The 15,810-nt window shown below is 68.9% G+C and carries 13 protein-coding genes; 8 read left to right on the top strand and 5 right to left on the bottom strand.

All coding sequences use genetic code 11. The features are described from left to right. Positions 1-8: 8 nt before the first annotated feature. Positions 9-890, top strand: a complete 882-nt coding sequence (locus KHC19_RS13900) for a helix-turn-helix transcriptional regulator (RefSeq protein WP_246548873.1) — start codon at positions 9-11, stop codon at positions 888-890. Between the two features lie 14 nt (positions 891-904). On the opposite strand, the gene KHC19_RS13895 is transcribed toward KHC19_RS13900, so the two are convergent. From KHC19_RS13895 to KHC19_RS13885, 3 genes are all read right to left on the bottom strand, one after another. Further along, positions 905-1,978: a siderophore-interacting protein gene (locus KHC19_RS13895; protein ID WP_213352971.1), complete on the bottom strand. Its 1,074-nt coding sequence runs from the start codon at positions 1,976-1,978 to the stop codon at positions 905-907. 152 nt (positions 1,979-2,130) lie between these two features. After that, a complete protein-coding gene (locus KHC19_RS13890; protein ID WP_246548865.1) occupies positions 2,131-3,312 on the bottom strand; it encodes an ABC transporter substrate-binding protein in 1,182 nt (393 codons plus the stop codon). Next, a complete protein-coding gene (locus tag KHC19_RS13885; protein ID WP_343207716.1) occupies positions 3,306-5,396 on the bottom strand; it encodes a TonB-dependent siderophore receptor in 2,091 nt (696 codons plus the stop codon). Before KHC19_RS13885 ends, KHC19_RS13890 begins: the two co-directional genes overlap by 7 nt. Before the next feature lie 406 nt (positions 5,397-5,802). Here KHC19_RS13885 and KHC19_RS13880 point away from each other — a divergent pair, with 406 nt between their 5' ends. The 5 genes from KHC19_RS13880 (at position 5,803) to KHC19_RS13860 (ending at position 12,442) form a co-directional block, all read left to right on the top strand. Continuing rightward, the gene (locus KHC19_RS13880) at positions 5,803-6,819 is read left to right on the top strand and encodes a helix-turn-helix transcriptional regulator (protein ID WP_213352969.1); all 1,017 of its coding nucleotides are present in this window, start codon (positions 5,803-5,805) and stop codon (positions 6,817-6,819) included. A gap of 152 nt (positions 6,820-6,971) precedes the next feature. Then, positions 6,972-9,392: a membrane-bound PQQ-dependent dehydrogenase, glucose/quinate/shikimate family gene (locus KHC19_RS13875; RefSeq protein ID WP_213352968.1), complete on the top strand. Its 2,421-nt coding sequence runs from the start codon at positions 6,972-6,974 to the stop codon at positions 9,390-9,392. Positions 9,393-9,641: 249 nt separating this feature from the next. Then, positions 9,642-10,382, top strand: a complete 741-nt coding sequence (locus KHC19_RS13870) for a response regulator (RefSeq protein ID WP_213352967.1) — start codon at positions 9,642-9,644, stop codon at positions 10,380-10,382. Next, positions 10,379-11,701, top strand: a complete 1,323-nt coding sequence (locus KHC19_RS13865) for an ATP-binding protein (protein WP_213352966.1) — start codon at positions 10,379-10,381, stop codon at positions 11,699-11,701. Before KHC19_RS13870 ends, KHC19_RS13865 begins: the two co-directional genes overlap by 4 nt. Before the next feature lie 39 nt (positions 11,702-11,740). Beyond that, positions 11,741-12,442, top strand: a complete 702-nt coding sequence (locus tag KHC19_RS13860; RefSeq protein ID WP_213352965.1) for a glutamine amidotransferase — start codon at positions 11,741-11,743, stop codon at positions 12,440-12,442. A 14-nt stretch (positions 12,443-12,456) separates the two neighbouring features. On the opposite strand, the gene KHC19_RS13855 is transcribed toward KHC19_RS13860, so the two are convergent. Beyond that, a complete protein-coding gene (locus tag KHC19_RS13855; protein WP_213352964.1) occupies positions 12,457-12,813 on the bottom strand; it encodes a YjiS-like domain-containing protein in 357 nt (118 codons plus the stop codon). A 1-nt stretch (position 12,814) separates the two neighbouring features. Then, entirely contained in the window at positions 12,815-13,444 is a 630-nt protein-coding gene (locus tag KHC19_RS13850; RefSeq protein ID WP_213352963.1) for a glycosyltransferase family 29 protein, read from the bottom strand. A 251-nt stretch (positions 13,445-13,695) separates the two neighbouring features. Between KHC19_RS13850 and KHC19_RS13845 the strand changes: the two genes are divergently transcribed. Next, a complete protein-coding gene (locus KHC19_RS13845; protein ID WP_213352962.1) occupies positions 13,696-14,901 on the top strand; it encodes an acyl-CoA dehydrogenase family protein in 1,206 nt (401 codons plus the stop codon). Between the two features lie 37 nt (positions 14,902-14,938). Further along, positions 14,939-15,763 carry an alpha/beta fold hydrolase gene (locus KHC19_RS13840; protein ID WP_213352961.1) on the top strand — a complete coding sequence of 275 codons (825 nt, stop codon included), beginning with the start codon at positions 14,939-14,941 and terminating at the stop codon, positions 15,761-15,763. The last annotated feature ends 47 nt before the right edge of the window (positions 15,764-15,810 follow it).

Raw genomic sequence — 15,810 nt, 5'->3', positions numbered from 1 at the left:
GCGTATCGATGAATGATGATGCAATGCCGGCGGCGGCACGCGCCATTACCCCGAAGGGTAGCGGGCGGGAGGGCGAGCTCGCGCAGGAGATCGTCAGGCTCTATGAAGCCGAGCCCGATCTTCTCGCCCTGCCCAGGGCGCTCTTTGCCGGGGTGGGCCGCCTGATCGATGCGGACGTCGTCACCTATTCGGAGTTCCATCATTCGAGCGGCGAGTTCCGCTCCGTCCTGTCGGTGGAGGACGATCCCTCGCGGCGCAACCAGGCGCTGGCCGCCTTCGGCCGCCACATGCACAGCCATCCGTTCTGGCTCGGCGATCCCGCCTTCTTCGGCGACCGGGCGCTGCGCGAATCGGATTTCTTCAGCGAGGAGGAATATGTCGCCCTGCCGATCGCGCGGGAGGTCTTCCTGCCTTCCGGCTCGCGGCACATGATGTCGATCGTCATGCAGCATGAGGACTATGTGCTGACGGTCGGCGGCCATCGCGTCGTCGGCCGGGAGCCGTTCAGCGACGCGCAGCGCGACCGGCTGGAGGCCTACCGCCCGCATGTGCTTCGCAGCTACCGGCAGGCGCGCCAGCGGACGCTCGCGGCCCTGACGCCGACCGACCGGCTGCGCATCGCCTTCCCGGAACTGACCCCGCGCCAGCTGGAAGTCGCTTCCTGGATCGCCAACGGCAAGTCGAACGAAGACATTGCCACCATTCTCGGCGTCGGCGTCGACACGGTGAAGGCCCACGTCAAGGCCATCCACGCCAAGCTCGGGGCCGATGGGCGCCTCGCCATAGCGGTGATCGCCTATACCATCCCGCCTTTCGAGCGCATGCCGCCGCTCTGGCGCATCGGCGAGGATGTGTGGGCCGGCCACGGTCCGGGGCGTGCGGCCGGGTGAGGCGGCGGCCGGGATCATTCCCCGTCCCGGCGGCCGCGACGCCAGTAGGACACCACGAGGTGCTCGTGCTTGCCGAGGTTGCGCTCGCGACGCAGATGGCCGCGGATCGCGGTGAACGCGGCAAATTCGCAGCCGGCCCACACATGGATCCGCGAACCATCCTGGGGGATGGGGGTTCCCTGCACCGCGTCGACGAGGCGTCGGCTCGTGCCCGCGGGCACGCCGTCGCGGCACAGCCATTCCACCTCGATCGCGGCGGCGCAGGCGAGCGGCTGGACCTCCGATGCGTCGGCGACCTCGATGAGGGCGCGGCCCCGGGCCTGCGCCGGCAGGTGCTCCAGCATGCGTGCGATCGCCGGCAGCGCGGTCTCGTCGCCGGCGAACAGATACCAGTCCGCCGGGGAAAGCCCGCCGCCGCCGGGACCGATGACGCCGATCCGGTCGCCGATCCTGGCGTCGCGCGCAAAGGCGGAGCCCGGTCCCGCCGCTTCGTGCAGCACGAAGTCGATGTCCAGCGTGCCGGCGGCCACGTCCACCGATCGCACCGTATATTTGCGATTGACCGGGCGTCGCTGGGGATCCGCCCATGCGATGAGCCCGTCCGCTCCCAGGCGTGGCCATTGCGGCTCCGCGAGATCGGGATGCTGCATGAGCAGGTTGACATGCAAGGCGTCCAGCGGGGCGAACCGGCCGACATCGGCGCCGGAAAAGGTGAGGCGCCGCATATGCGGCGTCAGGTTCCTCGCCCCGATCACCTGCAGGATGCGGAAATTCGGCGGATGATCGAGCCCGGTCCCGTCGCCGCTCCAGCGGATGACCGGCGCCGGCGACCCGGCGAACTCCAGCACATGGGAGGCGACGGCCATGCGGACGAAATGCAGGCTCTCGAGGTTCGGCGCCGACACGTCGACCAGGGTGGCGCTCCCCTCGCGCGAGAAGCGGGCGCTCGATCCGGCATAATGCAGGACGGTGGCTTCCGCGGAGGATTCGACCCGGGCATCGTGCTCGATCATGTGCTCGCACAGCCGGGCGATGATCTTCTCCGGCTCGCAAAGTGTGAGGCGCGCCTGCGCGGCGAAGGCGTTCATGGCGATGGGCGTCCCTGTTCTTCGGAGTTTCCGGGTGGCCGGCACACGGTCGGCGGACCCTTCCGCCTGCCGCGCTCGCCGGCCGGCTCCGCGAGGATGATGAGGAGACGGGCGTGCGTCACGGCGCCCGGGATGTCGGTGGAGGGCATGGCTCAGGGCCGTCCGCCGTCCGCGCCGGCGTCGGCGGCGGTCCAGAAGGTTCCCTCGAAGGGAACCGCGAGGAAGCGCCGGTTGATCTCGGCCAGCGTCGCTTCCGGGTCGAGATCGGCGAGGCGCGCGGGATGCAGCCATTTGGCGAAGCACTCGAAGACGAGGAGGCTCAGCGCCGAGGTGGAGAGCTGGTGCGACACCCCGTAGGCGCGCCCCTGCTTCACGGCGGCGAGGTCGCGGCGGATGGGCTGCGACAGCACCGCCCGGAGCGAGGCCTGTGCGCGCTCCCTGTCGATGCCCCCACCCAGCATCAGCCCGCCCTGCGCGACGAGATGCGCGCCTCCCGTGCCGATATAGACGTCGGGATTGGCGGCGAGCACATATTCCTGGCTGAGGCGCCCGTCATAGCCCGGCACATGCGCGCCGATGCTCCGTCCCCCGGCGAGATCCACCAGCTGCGTCAGGCGATTGTCGGCTCCCGGCGTCGAGCAGCAGTCGGTGCCGGCGAAGGCGTCGACCAGGACGCTCGGGCGCCGGACGGTCGCCGGCAGGCGGTCGATCACCGTCCGGTAGCGGGATCGGACGAAAGCGTTGAAGGCGTCGGCCTGCGCCTGCCGGCCGAGCGCCTTGCCGAGGATGTCCATGGAAAGCGCCGTCGCCTCGGCGGGCGGCAGCGCCGCGCTGGCGGGGCCCTCGAGGAAGAGGACCGGCACGCCTGCCGCTTCCATAATCTCGGCCAGCCTGTCCCAGTCGGGCTGCCAGGACTTGATGACGACGAGGTCCGGCCGGACGCCGAGTATGCCTTCGGCCGAGGCATTGGCGGGCGACACCCCGCCGATCGCGGGAATGGCGTCGATGGCGGGAAAGCGCCGGCGGAACGCGTCGCGCATCCCCGGATCGAGCCGCTGCGGCCCGGCCCAGCCGGCGATCCTCGCCACCGGGTCCGGGTCGATGAGCGCCAGCGACAGCAGCAGCAGGCTGTCGTTCAGGACGATGCGCCGCGCCGGGGCGGCGAGCCGGACGGTGCGGCCGGCGGCATCGACGAGGACGATGCCGGCCCCGGCCCCGGACGCGTCCGTCGCGTGCGTCGGCACAGGGAGCGCCGCGGCGAGCAGAAGCGTCGCGAGGAGACGGAGGGCGAGGCCTCCCCACCAGGCGCGGGCCGTGGTCATGAGGCCTACCATGAATATTTCAGGCTCGCCGTGAAGACCCGTCCCGCCCCGTAATTGCAGCTCGCGCCGGTCAGGTTGAGGCAGTGGGAGACATATTCTTCGTCAAACAGGTTGGACACGTTGAGCCGCGCGGTGGTGCCCTCGAACTCCTTGCGCCATTTGCCGAAATCATAGGCCACGCCGACATCCACCAGCGTACGCCCGGGGATGCGCAACTGCTCGAGATAGGTGGCGTCGGTCTGGTAGGAGGAGATGCCGCGCACGCCGGCGCCGAGCGAGAGGCCGGGAAGGGCGGTGGGCTCGTAGTTCACCCACAGGCTGGCCTGATGCTCGGGCAGGCGGAGCATCCCCTGGCCCAGCTCGACCGGGTTGTTCGACTTCACGACCTCCGAATGCGTGTAGGCATAGGCCGCCATGAGGTCGATCTCGGGGGTCAGCTCGAACTTGCCTTCCACCTCGAAGCCGCGCACGCGCTGCTCCCCAGTCTGCACATAGCCGATCTGGGTGCCGGAGACATAGGCGGGGGTGAGGGCGTTCTCCATGTTGATGTTGAACAGCGAGAAGGTGAGCAGCCCGCGGATGCCGGGCGGCTCGTACTTCACGCCGATCTCGTACTGCTCGGCCGTCTGCGCCTGATAGGGCTGGCCGTTGATGTCCGTGCCCAGCAGCGGAAGGAAGGAGGTCGAGTAGCTCGCATAGGGCGCCAGGCCGTTGTCGAACAGATAGGTGAGGCCGGCGCGGCCGGTGACCCTGTTGTCCTCGTTCGACACGGTGGCGGCGTTGGTGATGCGGTTGGTGGTGTCGATCCGGGACATGTCGTAGCGCAGGCCGAAGGTTCCCATCCAGCGGTCGTAGCGGATCTGGTCCTGGACGTAGAACCCGGCCTGCTCCTGTTCCTGCAGCACCGAGGTGGTGTAGGCGGGATAGGGAATCGTCGCGGTGCCGTAGACCGGGTCGAGATAGTCGAGCGTCGGCACGCCGTTCGCCGAATTGCCGAAATTGCGGTCGGATGTCGCGCGGATATAGTCGAAGCCCATCAGCACCGTGTGGTCGAAGGCGCCGGTCCCGAACCGCGCCTCGAGCTGGTTGTCGACGTTGAAGCTCGACAATTGGTCGTCGGAGGCCCCGGAGACGCGGTTGAGCGTGTGCCCGTCGGGCCGGTAGGCGAAGGCGGGGTTCACCAGCACCAGGAACATGTCCTGGCTCGATTCCGCATAGCGCAGGTTCTGCCGGAAGGTCCAGGTCTCGCTGAACTCGTGCTCGAACTCATAGCCGAGCGCGTAGAATTCGCGGTTGAACTGGCTGGCCGCCGGATCGCCGAGATTGAGGTCGCGCGGGATCTGGCCCCAGGGGTTCGGCAGCAGCGTGCCGACCGCCGGATAGAAGCGGGGATTGAAGTTCTTGGGGTCGTCGCGCTGGTAGTAGCCATAGAGCGTCAGCGAGGTCTGGTCGGTCGGCGACCAGGTGAAGCTCGGCGCCAGCATGATCTGCCGGTCCCGCTCGGAATCGATCTGCGTGCCGAAATTGCGTCCCTGTCCGACGAGGCGGTACAGCCACTCTCCGTCCTTGGTGAGCGGCCCGGTGAAGTCGACCGAGGTCTGGATGCCGCCCCAGGACGTGGTGGTGAACTCGATTTCATTGTGGGCGGTCGGCTGCGGCCGCTTGCTGACATAGTTGATCAGGCCGCCCGGCACCGCGCGCCCATACAGGACCGAGGCCGGCCCCTTGATCACCTCGATGCGTTCGAGCGCGTAGGGATTGATGCTCGGCGTGGCGTAGTTGCTCGGATCCCCCGGCAAGGTGAGCCCGTCCAGCCAGATCGTGCCGTAGGTATTGAAGCCGCGGATCCAGATCCAGTCATAGCGAATGTCGAAGCCGTTGGATTCCGCCAGCACCCCGGGCGTGTAGCGCAGCGCTTCGGAGATGGTGTTGGCGGCCTGCTCGTCCATTTGCCTGCGGGTGACGACGCTGACCGCCTGCGGGATCTCGATCAGCGGGGTATCGGTCTTGGAGCCGGCCTCGCTGCGCCTGGCGACGAGGCTGTCGTCGGGCCCCTTCGACGAATCCCCTTCGACGGTGATGGTGTCCAGCACCACGTCCGGCGTCGCCTCCTGCGCCGAGGCGGTAGAGAGGCCGGCGAGGCAGAGCCCGCACAGGAACGTGGAGCCCCACAGCAGAGCTGCGAGCCCGGAACGGTAGCCGATAGAGTGTTTATCGATAGGGCGAGCGCCAGTTTCGAAGAATTCAAAATGATGTCTCTTGCGGGAAGACAGAATAGTTTCCGACATCGGCAGTACCGTTCAATTTGGTGTGCCTCTAAATTTGAGGCATTCATCTATTTCGTGATACGACTATCGGTCGGGGCGGTCTTATTGCAACGGCAGGGCGTTTGCGGGACGATGAAAGGTCTTTGCGATCCGGTGAAACCGCAGGATGTCGGCGCGCAATTGCGGGGCGCCGGCCTTTCTCGTCAGGGGCGGGTGTGGCGTCGGAGGGCAGGTCATGCCACCGCGTGATGCCACGCCCGGACACCGGCAAGCCTGGACGCGCCTGCGCGTGCGGGACTTCCTGGAGCGCGATGAGGTGAGCCTCGACAGCCCGGACGACCGGCTCTCCATGGAGGACACGCTGATCGAGGGCGAGTTCCTCCACAAGGAACTGCGGCCCGGCCTGCTGCTGCATGTCAGCAATGCGCGCGAGAAACATGCCTTCACGGCGACCTCGCGGATACGCGAGGGCATTTCCTGCATCTTCTTCCTCGCCGGCCAGGTCGACATCAGGATCGGCGACCGCCAATTCGATTTCCGCCCCGGCCGGCGCGGGCTGGCGGCAGGCACCGCGATCGTGACCGGGCGACCCGAGAGCTTCGAGCGGACCTCTCCGACGCCGCAGCTGCTGCGGCACCTCGTGGTTTCCGCCACGCCGGAATGGCTCAATGTCGACGGCTTTCAAGCGGCCGGCGGCACCGGGCGCGTTTCGCGTCTGTTCGAGAACCAGCTCAAGGCGTTCCGCTGGACGCTGACGCCACGGCTCACCGAGATCGTGCATCAGCTCTTCAACCCCACCGTGCTCGTGCCGGAGCTGCGCGACCTCTATCTGGAGGGGCGCGCGGTCGAGCTGATGGGGGAATCGCTTGCCGCCATGACACAGGGCGAGCGTCCCGATGCCGTCGCCGTGCTGGCCGGCCGCGATCTGGCCCGCCTCCAGCGGGCCAAGGAGTTCATCGCGGCCAACATCGCCTCGGCGCTCACGGTGGAGACGATCGCGCGCGAGGCCGGCATAAATGCCAGCGGCCTGCAGCGCCTGTTCCGCCAGGCGGAGGGCGTGAGCATTTTCGAGCATGTGCGCAAGCTGCGGCTGGAGCAGGCGCATGCCGCCCTGCGTCGCGGCGCCTCGAGCGTCAACGAGGCCAGCCTGATCGCCGGCTACACCAACCCCGCCAATTTCGCCACCGCCTTCCGGCGGCAGTTCGGCATCGCGCCGAGCGAGGCGCTGCGTGCGCGAGGCCGCGAGATTTGACGCGGCCTGCCACCGGCGCGGAGCGAGGGGCATCCACCGGCCCTGCCCGGAAATTCCCGATCGAGCGGCGCGCATCCGCGGCCCCATGCTCGCTTCGGAGGGAGATGCTAGATTCCTGCCCCGCAGTACCACTGAACGCATGAGGAAGCGCGATGACCGATAAGCCGGATGGCATTTCCCGAAGCGCGCGAGCGGTGCTCGGCGTGCTCGGCCTCCTGTTCGTGCTGGTGGGGCTCGTCTTCGTCGGCGGCGGCGGCATGCTGATCGCCCGCGGCGGCAGCTGGTACTATCTGCTCATGGGGCTCGCGGTGGTGTGGTCCGGCGTCGAGATCGTGCGCGGCCGCAGCCGGGCCTTCTGGATCTACGGCCTCGCCGTCGCGGCCACCGCCCTCTGGGCGCTGTGGGAGGTCGGGCTGGATTTCTGGGCGCTCGAGGCCCGCATCTTCATCTTCACCATGGCGGCCATGGTGCTGGCGCTCTTCATTCCGCTGCTGCGCCGGGCCGAGGGCCGGCCGGGCGGCGGACGACGCGCGGCCGGCCTTTTCCTGGCGCTCCTCCTCGTCAATCTCGGCTGGCTCTGGGGCATGTTCGTCCCACATGGCCTTTCCGGCGTAGAGGCGGCAGCCCGCCCCGACCGGCCGGCGGCGCCGGCGAGCGAGGACTGGGCGGATTATGCCGGCAACAGCCTCGCGCAACGTTTCGGGGCGCAGGACCAGATCAACGCCTCCAATGTCCGGGACCTCAAGGTCGCCTGGACCTTCCGCACCGGCGACGTTCCGCTCAGCCCCGGCGGCGGCGGCGCCGAGGACCAGCAGACCCCGCTGCAGATCGGCAACACGCTCTTCCTCTGCACGCCGCACAACACGGTCATTTCGGTGAATGCGGCGACGGGCAAGGAAAACTGGCGGCACGATTTCCCGACCAAAACCACCACCTGGGTGCGCTGCCGGGGGCTCGCCTATTTCGACGCGACGCGGCCGCCGGTCCAGCCCACGGCGCCCGGCAGCACGCCGGTGACGCCGGTTTCCGTGCCGGCCGGCGGTGCCTGCCAGCGTCGTCTCTTCATGAACACGATCGATGCGGTCCTGGTGGCGCTCGATGCCGACACCGGCAAGCTCTGCGAAGATTTCGGCACCAGGGGCCAGGTCGACCTGAAGGCCGGCCTCGGCGCCGCCCCGAGCCCGCTCTACGAGATGACCTCGGCCCCGACCCTGGCGGGGACGACGGTCGTCGTCGGCGGCCGCGTGGCCGACAATGTCGCGCTCGACATGCCGGGGGGCGTGGTCCGCGGCTTCGACGTGGTCTCCGGCGCGATGAAATGGGCCTTCGACCCCGGCAATCCCGACGATCGCCAGACGCCGGCGGAGGGCCGCACCTTCACGCGCTCGACGCCGAATGTCTGGGCGCCGATGACCTATGATGTCGCCTCGAACACGGTTTTCATGCCGGTGGGCAGCGCCGCCATCGATCTGTGGGGCGTGCCGCGCACCCGGTTCGACGAGGAATACGGCGCCACGGTGCTGGCGCTCGATGCCACCACCGGCAACGAGAAATGGCGCTTCCAGACGGTACGTCACGATCTGTGGGACTATGACGTGCCGATGCAGCCGACCCTGTTCGACTTCGCGAGGGCGGACGGCGCCACGGTTCCGGCCCTCGTCATCGGCACCAAGATGGGCCAGCTCTTCGTGCTCGACCGGCTGACGGGCAAGCCGCTCACCGAAGTGACCGAGCTTCCGGTCAAGGCCGGTCCCATTCAGGGCGAGCGCTATCCCGAGACCCAGCCGCTCTCGACCGGCATGCCGCAGATCGGCGCCGAGGTGCTGCGCGAGAGCGACATGTGGGGGATGACCGCCCTCGATCAGCTCGCCTGCCGGGTCATCTTCCGCGGCATGCGCTATGATGGGCTCTTCACCTCGCCCGGCGAGGACTATTCGCTCAGCTTCCCCGGCTCGCTCGGCGGCATGAACTGGGGCGGCCTGTCCTATGACCCGACCACCTCGACGCTGTTCGCCAACGACATGCGCCTCGGGCTCTGGGTGCACATGGTGCCGCAGCCGGCCGGGGCGCAGGCCTCCGACGGCAACGAATCCGTCAATGCCGGCATGGGGGCGGTGCCGCTGAAGGGCACGCCCTATTCGGTGGTCAAGAACCGCTTCTTCTCGCCGCTCGGCATTCCCTGCCAGAAGCCGCCCTTCGGGTCGTTGACGGCCATCGACATGAAGACGCAGAAGATCGGCTGGCAGGTGCCGCTGGGCACCGTCGAGGACACCAGGCTGTTCGGCATCCGCATGAGCCTGCCGATCCCCATCGGCATGCCCACCATCGGCGGCTCGCTCGCCACCCGGGGCGATCTGGTCTTCTTCGCCGCGACGCAGGACTTCTATCTGCGCGCCTTCGACCGCAGGACCGGCAAGGAGCTGTGGAAGGCCCGCCTGCCGGTCGGCAGCCAGGGCACGCCGATCAGCTATGTGTCGCCCGAGAACGGCAAGCAGTACATCGTGATCTCCGCGGGTGGCGCGCGCGATTCCGACCAGCGGGGCGACTACGTCATCGCCTATGCCTTGCCCTGACGCCCCGGAGGCCCTTTCCCGCCACGCCCCGGCGAAGAGCGTGCGGACGCGCATGAAAACGTCCGCCGGCTGGACTAGAGCATGCCGATAGGGACCGGATGTCGTGGCGATCGGGCGGGGCGGCCCATGGCATCGGCCGATGTTGTCGGGGCCTGTATCGGGCACGGCGGCGGATACAGGCCGGTACAAACTTCCCCGGCTGCCGCCACGGTGATCGGGTAGAAGAGAACGAAACGGACCGGGCGCTCCATGGACCATATCGACCACATACTGATCGTCGACGACGACCGCGAGATCCGCGATCTGGTGTCCGGCTATCTGAAGAAGAACGGGCTCCGGGTGACGGTGGCGGCGGACGGGCGCCAGATGCGCGCCTTCCTCGAGGCGGACCGCGTCGACCTCGTCGTGCTGGACATCATGATGCCGGGGGACGACGGGCTGGTTCTGTGCCGCGAGCTGCGGGCGGGCAAGCACAAGGCGACGCCGATCCTGATGCTCACCGCCCGCACCGACGAGACCGACCGCATCGTCGGGCTGGAGATGGGCGCCGACGATTATCTCGCCAAGCCCTTCGCGGCACGCGAACTGCTGGCGCGCATCAAGGCGGTGCTCCGGCGCACCCGCATGCTTCCCCCCAATCTCCAGGTGACAGAGGCGGGGCAGCTGGTGAGCTTCGGTGAGTGGCAGCTCGATACCATCGCCCGCCATTTGCTGGACCGGGAAGGAACCGCCGTGGCGCTGAGCGGGGCGGAGTATCGCCTGCTCAAGGTGTTTCTCGATCATCCGCAGCGCGTGCTCACCCGCGACCAGCTGCTCAATCTGACGCAGGGCCGGGAGGCCGAGCTGTTCGAGCGTTCGATCGATCTTCTGGTCAGCCGGGTGCGCCAGCGCCTGCGCGACGATGCGCGCGAGCCGGCCTACATCAAGACGGTGCGCAGCGAAGGCTATGTGCTCGCCATGCCGGTCGAGATCACCACGGCGCGGCAATGAGCGCGCTCGCTCGCCTGCGCGCCGTCCTGCACCTGCCGCGCACGCTGCGCTGGCGGCTGTTCCTCATCCTGTTCGCCGGCCTCGCGGCGGCGCATGTGCTTTCCTTCGCCGTGCTGTTCGCCGAGCGCTCCATGAGCGCCAAGGCGACGATGCTGACCTCGCTGGAATATGACGTCGCCACCTCCATCGCGCTGCTGGACCGCCTGCCGGCGGCGGAGCGCGCGCAATGGCTGCCGCTGCTGGCGCGGAAGAACTATCGCTACGAACTCGGGCCGGGCCTGCAAGGGGTGCCGGAGCTGAGCGCGCGGGCCACCGAGATCGCCGACACCATCAACGCCGCGGCGGGCAACCGCTTCCCGGTCCGGGTGGATACGATCCCCGGCGGCGGGCGCGAGCATCTTCAGGCCCATGTCACCCTCGGCGACGGCTCGGTGGTGACGATCGACATGCTGCCGCAGCTGATGCCGATGGCGGAATGGCTGCCCTATGTGCTGGCGGTCCAGCTGGCCGTGCTGCTGCTCTGTGCATGGTTCGCGGTGCGTCTGGCCATCCGGCCGCTGCGGCGTTTTGCGGATGCCGCCGAGACGCTGGACCCGGCACGCGATTCCGGGCGGCTGGAGGAGGGCGGCCCGAACGAGGTCGCCCATGCCGCGCGGGCCTTCAACACCATGCGCGACCGCATCGCCCATTATCTCCAGGAACGGGTGCAGATCCTCGCGGCGATCTCGCACGACCTGCAGACGCCGATCACCCGCATGAAGCTGCGGGCGGAGATGTCGGAGGACGGGCTGGAGAAGGACAAGCTGATCGCCGACCTGTCCGAGATCGAGCGGCTGGTGCGGGAAGGGGTGGCCTATGCGCGCAGTGCGCATGGGCACCAGGAGAGGCCGGCGCGGGTCGATATCGGCTCCTTCGTGGAGAGTCTGGCCTTCGACTATCAGGACACCGGCAAGCCGGTGTCCTGCGAGGGGATCGCCGGGGTGGTGGTGACCACCCGTCCGCATGCGCTGCGGCGCATCCTGACCAATCTCGTCGACAATGCGCTGAAATTCGCCGGCACCGCGCAGATCGAGGTGCGTCGGAACCCCGAGGGTATCGTCGTCATCACGGTGGCGGATGAGGGGCCCGGCATTCCCCCGGATCAGATCGAGGCGGTGCTGCAGCCGTTCTACCGGCTCGAACAATCGCGCAACCGCGACACCGGCGGCACCGGCCTCGGCCTCGCCATCGCCCAGCAATTGGCGCAGGCGATCGGCGGCGGGCTTGCCCTGCGCAACCGGCCCGAAGGCGGCCTCGCCGCCGAGCTTCGCCTCGGCTGAGGCCCGCAGCCGGGCGGTGGACCCCTGAAAGGAAAGAACATGCCCCAAACGGCGCTCGTCCTTCGCCATGTGCCTTTCGAGGATCTTGGCTCATTCGAGACGGTTCTGCGCGAAGCCGGCTACGCGATCGACTATGCCGATGTCGGGCGCCGTGACCTCGCCACCATGGATCCGGTGGCGCCGGATCTCGTCGTGGTGCTGGGCGGGCCGGTCGGCGTGTACGAGGCGGACCGCTATCCCTTCCTGCGGGAAGAGGGCCTGCTATTGAGCCGGCGGCTCGCCCGGCGGCTGCCGACGCTCGGCATCTGCCTCGGCGCCCAGCTGATGGCGGCGGCGCTGGGCGCTGCGGTTCGGCCGACCGGCCTCAAGGAAATCGGCTTCGCTCCCCTTGAACTGACGCCGGAAGGGCAATCCGGCCCGCTTCGCCACCTCGCCGGCACACCCGTCCTTCACTGGCACGGCGATGCTTTCGCCATTCCCGACGGGGCGTCGTGCCTCGCCACGACACCGGCCTGCGCGACGCAGGCCTTTTCCCTCGGCCCCAATGTGCTCGGGCTGCAGTTCCATCCCGAATTCGACATCTCGGCCGGCATCGAGGCGTGGCTCGTCGGCCATGCCGCCGAACTCTCCGCCGCGGGCATCGATCCTCGTCCGCTGCGGACGGACGCGGTCGCTTTCGGTGCGCCGCTGCGCGCGGCAGCGCGCGCCATGCTGCGCGAATGGCTGGCCGCACTGGAGTGAACGGGGAGCCGCCGTCAGAACCGGCGGTCGGCCTGCACGCGCAAGGCCGGGTCGATCATGTCCCGGCTCTCGAAGCCGATATCCCTCAGCGTCGCGTCGTCCAGCCGCTTCAGTATGGCGATCGTGTGCCGCCTCGCCAGTTCGCGAAGCAGGCGATCCCACCCGATCCTGCACCGGGCGAGAAAGCTCGCCACGGCGGGCCGGGACGTCCCGGCGTGCGCGCGGCGGCATTGCCGGTGATCGAGGAAGTCCAGCGCCTCTTCATGCGCGTGGAGCGAGGCGCCGGCGATTCCCATCGAATCGACCAGATAGGTCCACCCGGCGCGCAGCGATGGGAACGGTTCCCGCCCGTCCCGGTCATCGGCGGCCATTCTAGAGCTCCTGCATGTGCCGGGCCGGCAGGCCGCGTTGCAGCAGCCCCTGCCGGACATAGTGCTCGACCAGCCGGGCCTCCGCGTCGAACGGATGCCCCCACCATCCCGTGTGGTCGAAGCCGGCGACGGCGATGCGCGCCTCCGGCCAGTGGGCGAGCGCGTGCTCGATGACGATCAGCCCGCTGCTCGGGGTCACGTAGGGGGCGGGCGCATGCGGCAGCAGGGCCCTGGCGGTGCGTCGATGGATCGCCTCGGAGATCACGCGGTGGCGCTTGGCGGTCCGCTCGCAGAAGGCGATGAAGCCGTCGGTGAAATCGTCGCACAGGTCGGCGAGCTGGGGATGTTCCCGCACGATCCGCGCCCGCTCCGCCGCGAAGAAACGGGGCGGCCGCACGCTCCAGATCTCCGTCGCGGCCCGTATCGCGGGATGGCGGGACCAGCCGGGGGCGCCGAGCATCTCGCAGGCGGGGCGGCCGGTATTGCAGACCGCGACCACGTCGGTCCGCGAGGGCGCCTGGTCGAAGGAACGGCAGCCGTTGAAGCGGATGACGAGGTCGTGGGTGTCGATAAAGGCGGCGAGGCTCGGGTCGATGGAACCGTTGCCGACGATGATGATGCGGGCAGGCATGTCCGGCCACTCCTTTTCGAGGATGGCCGGAGGCTGGCGGCAACGGATTCCGCCTTGATTTCAGAACGATGCCCGCCGGTTCGCATTGAAACGCGGCCGCCTTCCGGCTCTCCCCGGGTGCCGGGCCGGCGGGGTGTTGCGATTGTAAGCGGAGCCGGCAAAAGGATAACGCGCGCGAAGCCGGCGCTCTCCATCCTGGCGGTCCTGTCACGAGGCTTCGGCCGCGTGCGCCCACATCATGGAGGTGCGTCATGGACGCGATCAACATCGCCGCACCGGCGCGGGAAGAGGGCGGAGCCGTAAAAGCCGCCCGCGCGCTGGCTCCCTTCCTGCGCGAGCAGGCGGCCGAGGCGAGGCGGCTGCGGCGGCTGCCGGCCTCCACGATCGAGGCCATGGACGAGGCCGGGCTGTTCCGGCTCACGGTTCCCGCCATGTATGGCGGCGCCGAGGCGTCGCTCTCGACGCTGCTGGACGTGACGCTGGAAATCGGCGCCGCGGACGGCTCGGTCGGCTGGACCTATGCGATTCTCGCCGGCGGCACCTGGATGGCGGCGGCGCTCTACCCGCAGGAGGTCAGCGAGGAGGTTTTCGCCGGCGGTGTCAATGTCCGCACCGCTTCGGTGATGTCGCCCGCCACCGCGCTCACGCGGCGCGTGCCGGGCGGCCTCGTCATCGAGGAAGGGCGATGGAGCTTCAACAGCGGCGTCCATCACGCGCGGTGGGACGTGGTGAACGTGCCGGTGATGGATGAGGGCCGCAATGTCGTGGACATGGCCGCCGCGCTGGTGCCGGTCGGCGAGCTGACGCTTCTCGACGACTGGGACACGATCGGCCTGCGCGGCACGGGCAGCGTCAGCGTGACGGCGCGCGACGTCTTCGTGCCGGATTCCCGGCTCGCCTCCATCGGCAGGATCCTGGCCGAGGAATATGCGTCCGCGCATCTGGCGGATCGCCCGCATTTCCGGGTCCCGCTGGTGCCCATGCTGGCCGTCAAGCTCGCCTTTCCGTGCCTGGCGATCGCCCGCGAGGCGCTTCGTCAATTCGTGGCGCGGGTGCCGGGGCGTCCGGTCGCGCTCACCATTCACGCCGATCGCAGCACTCTGGCGGTGACGCATCTGCAGGTCGCGGAAGCGGCCGCGAAGATCGATGCCGCCGAAGCCGTCATCCGCCGCGCCATCCATGAGATCGAGGCGGCCGCCACAGTGGCCCCCCTGTCGCGGGAGCAGCGCGCTCGGATCTGGCGGGACGCCACCTTCGCCGCCCGTCTCGCCTGGGAGGCGGTCGGCCAGCTGGCCGACGCCTCGGGCGGAGGCTTCGCCCGCACCGGCGAGCCGATGAACATCGGCTGGCACGATCTGCGCACCGCCACGCTGCATGCCGGGCTCTCCTCCGCGACCGCCTTCGAGGTGGCCGGCCGCGTGATGTTCGGGCTGCCCTCGAACACGCCGTTCCTGTGAGCTGGGTACGCCCGCCTCTCGAAACCGGAGCCTCGGGATGAGCCGCCGCTACAGCTATGACGTCTTCACCTCGCACGGGATCGTCGCGGTGGAGGAAACCGAGGGGACGGGCATTCCCGTCCTTTTCATCCACGGCAATTCCTTCAGCCGCCAGGTCTTCCGAAAGCAGCTGGATACGCCGTTCGCCGGGTGGCACCGTCTGGTGGCCTTCGACCTGCCCGGCCATGGCGGCTCGTCCCCTGCCGCGGCGCCCGCGACGACCTATTCGCGTCCCGGGCTCGCGGATGCCGCGCTGGAACTCATGGAAGCACTCGGGATCGACAAGGCGGTGCTGGTCGGCTGGTCCCTCGGCGGGCATGTGGCGATGGAGATGCTGGCCCGCAGCGAGAAAATCGCCGGCCTGTTTCTCAGCGGCGCCCCGCCGGTCGGGCGCGATGTCTCGGCAGGCTTTCGGCGCCCGCCCTCAGGCGGATCCGCGCCCGGAGAGGCCCGCGCTCCTTTCGAGGCGGAGGCGTTCGTCGACGGGATCTTCACCGGCCCCGAGGCGTCGCATTTCTACGAGATCGTGCGGGGCACGGACCCGGATTTCCGCACCGCGCTGTTTGCGAGCCTGCGCAAGGGCGCCGGCATCGACCAGAGGCAAGCCCTGATCGATACCGGGGTGCCGACGGCGATCGTCAACGGCGCCGAGGACCGCATCGTCAATCTCGATTATTTCGAGACGGTTCCCTATGGCAATCTCTGGAACGGCACCTGCTACCGTCTCGAGGGCGCCGGCCACGCCCCGTTCTGGGATGCGCCGGAGCGCTACAATGCGCTGCTGCAGGAGTTTCTGCGGACGGCCGCTCCACCGGCCGGCTGATACAACCCCGGCGGCGGGGAGCGTGGATGCCGCGGCGCCATCGGCAG

This window comes from Ancylobacter oerskovii, assembly GCF_018390555.1.
Classification (GTDB): Bacteria; Pseudomonadota; Alphaproteobacteria; order Rhizobiales; family Xanthobacteraceae; genus Ancylobacter; species Ancylobacter oerskovii.
Note: the sequence above shows the minus strand (reverse complement) of the source record. Positions and strands in the feature narration are given on the sequence as shown.

Bases quoted from the DNA above. Each gene is read 5' to 3' on its own strand.
- KHC19_RS13900 (WP_246548873.1), top strand. From the start codon at position 9: ATGAATGATGATGCAATGCCGGCGGCGGCACGCGCCATTACCCCGAAG.
- KHC19_RS13895 (WP_213352971.1), bottom strand. From the start codon at position 1,978: ATGAACGCCTTCGCCGCGCAGGCGCGCCTCACACTTTGCGAGCCGGAG.
- KHC19_RS13890 (WP_246548865.1), bottom strand. From the start codon at position 3,312: ATGGTAGGCCTCATGACCACGGCCCGCGCCTGGTGGGGAGGCCTCGCC.
- KHC19_RS13880 (WP_213352969.1), top strand. From the start codon at position 5,803: ATGCCACCGCGTGATGCCACGCCCGGACACCGGCAAGCCTGGACGCGC.
- KHC19_RS13875 (WP_213352968.1), top strand. From the start codon at position 6,972: ATGACCGATAAGCCGGATGGCATTTCCCGAAGCGCGCGAGCGGTGCTC.
- KHC19_RS13870 (WP_213352967.1), top strand. From the start codon at position 9,642: ATGGACCATATCGACCACATACTGATCGTCGACGACGACCGCGAGATC.
- KHC19_RS13865 (WP_213352966.1), top strand. From the start codon at position 10,379: ATGAGCGCGCTCGCTCGCCTGCGCGCCGTCCTGCACCTGCCGCGCACG.
- KHC19_RS13860 (WP_213352965.1), top strand. From the start codon at position 11,741: ATGCCCCAAACGGCGCTCGTCCTTCGCCATGTGCCTTTCGAGGATCTT.
- KHC19_RS13855 (WP_213352964.1), bottom strand. From the start codon at position 12,813: ATGGCCGCCGATGACCGGGACGGGCGGGAACCGTTCCCATCGCTGCGC.
- KHC19_RS13850 (WP_213352963.1), bottom strand. From the start codon at position 13,444: ATGCCTGCCCGCATCATCATCGTCGGCAACGGTTCCATCGACCCGAGC.
- KHC19_RS13845 (WP_213352962.1), top strand. From the start codon at position 13,696: ATGGACGCGATCAACATCGCCGCACCGGCGCGGGAAGAGGGCGGAGCC.
- KHC19_RS13840 (WP_213352961.1), top strand. From the start codon at position 14,939: ATGAGCCGCCGCTACAGCTATGACGTCTTCACCTCGCACGGGATCGTC.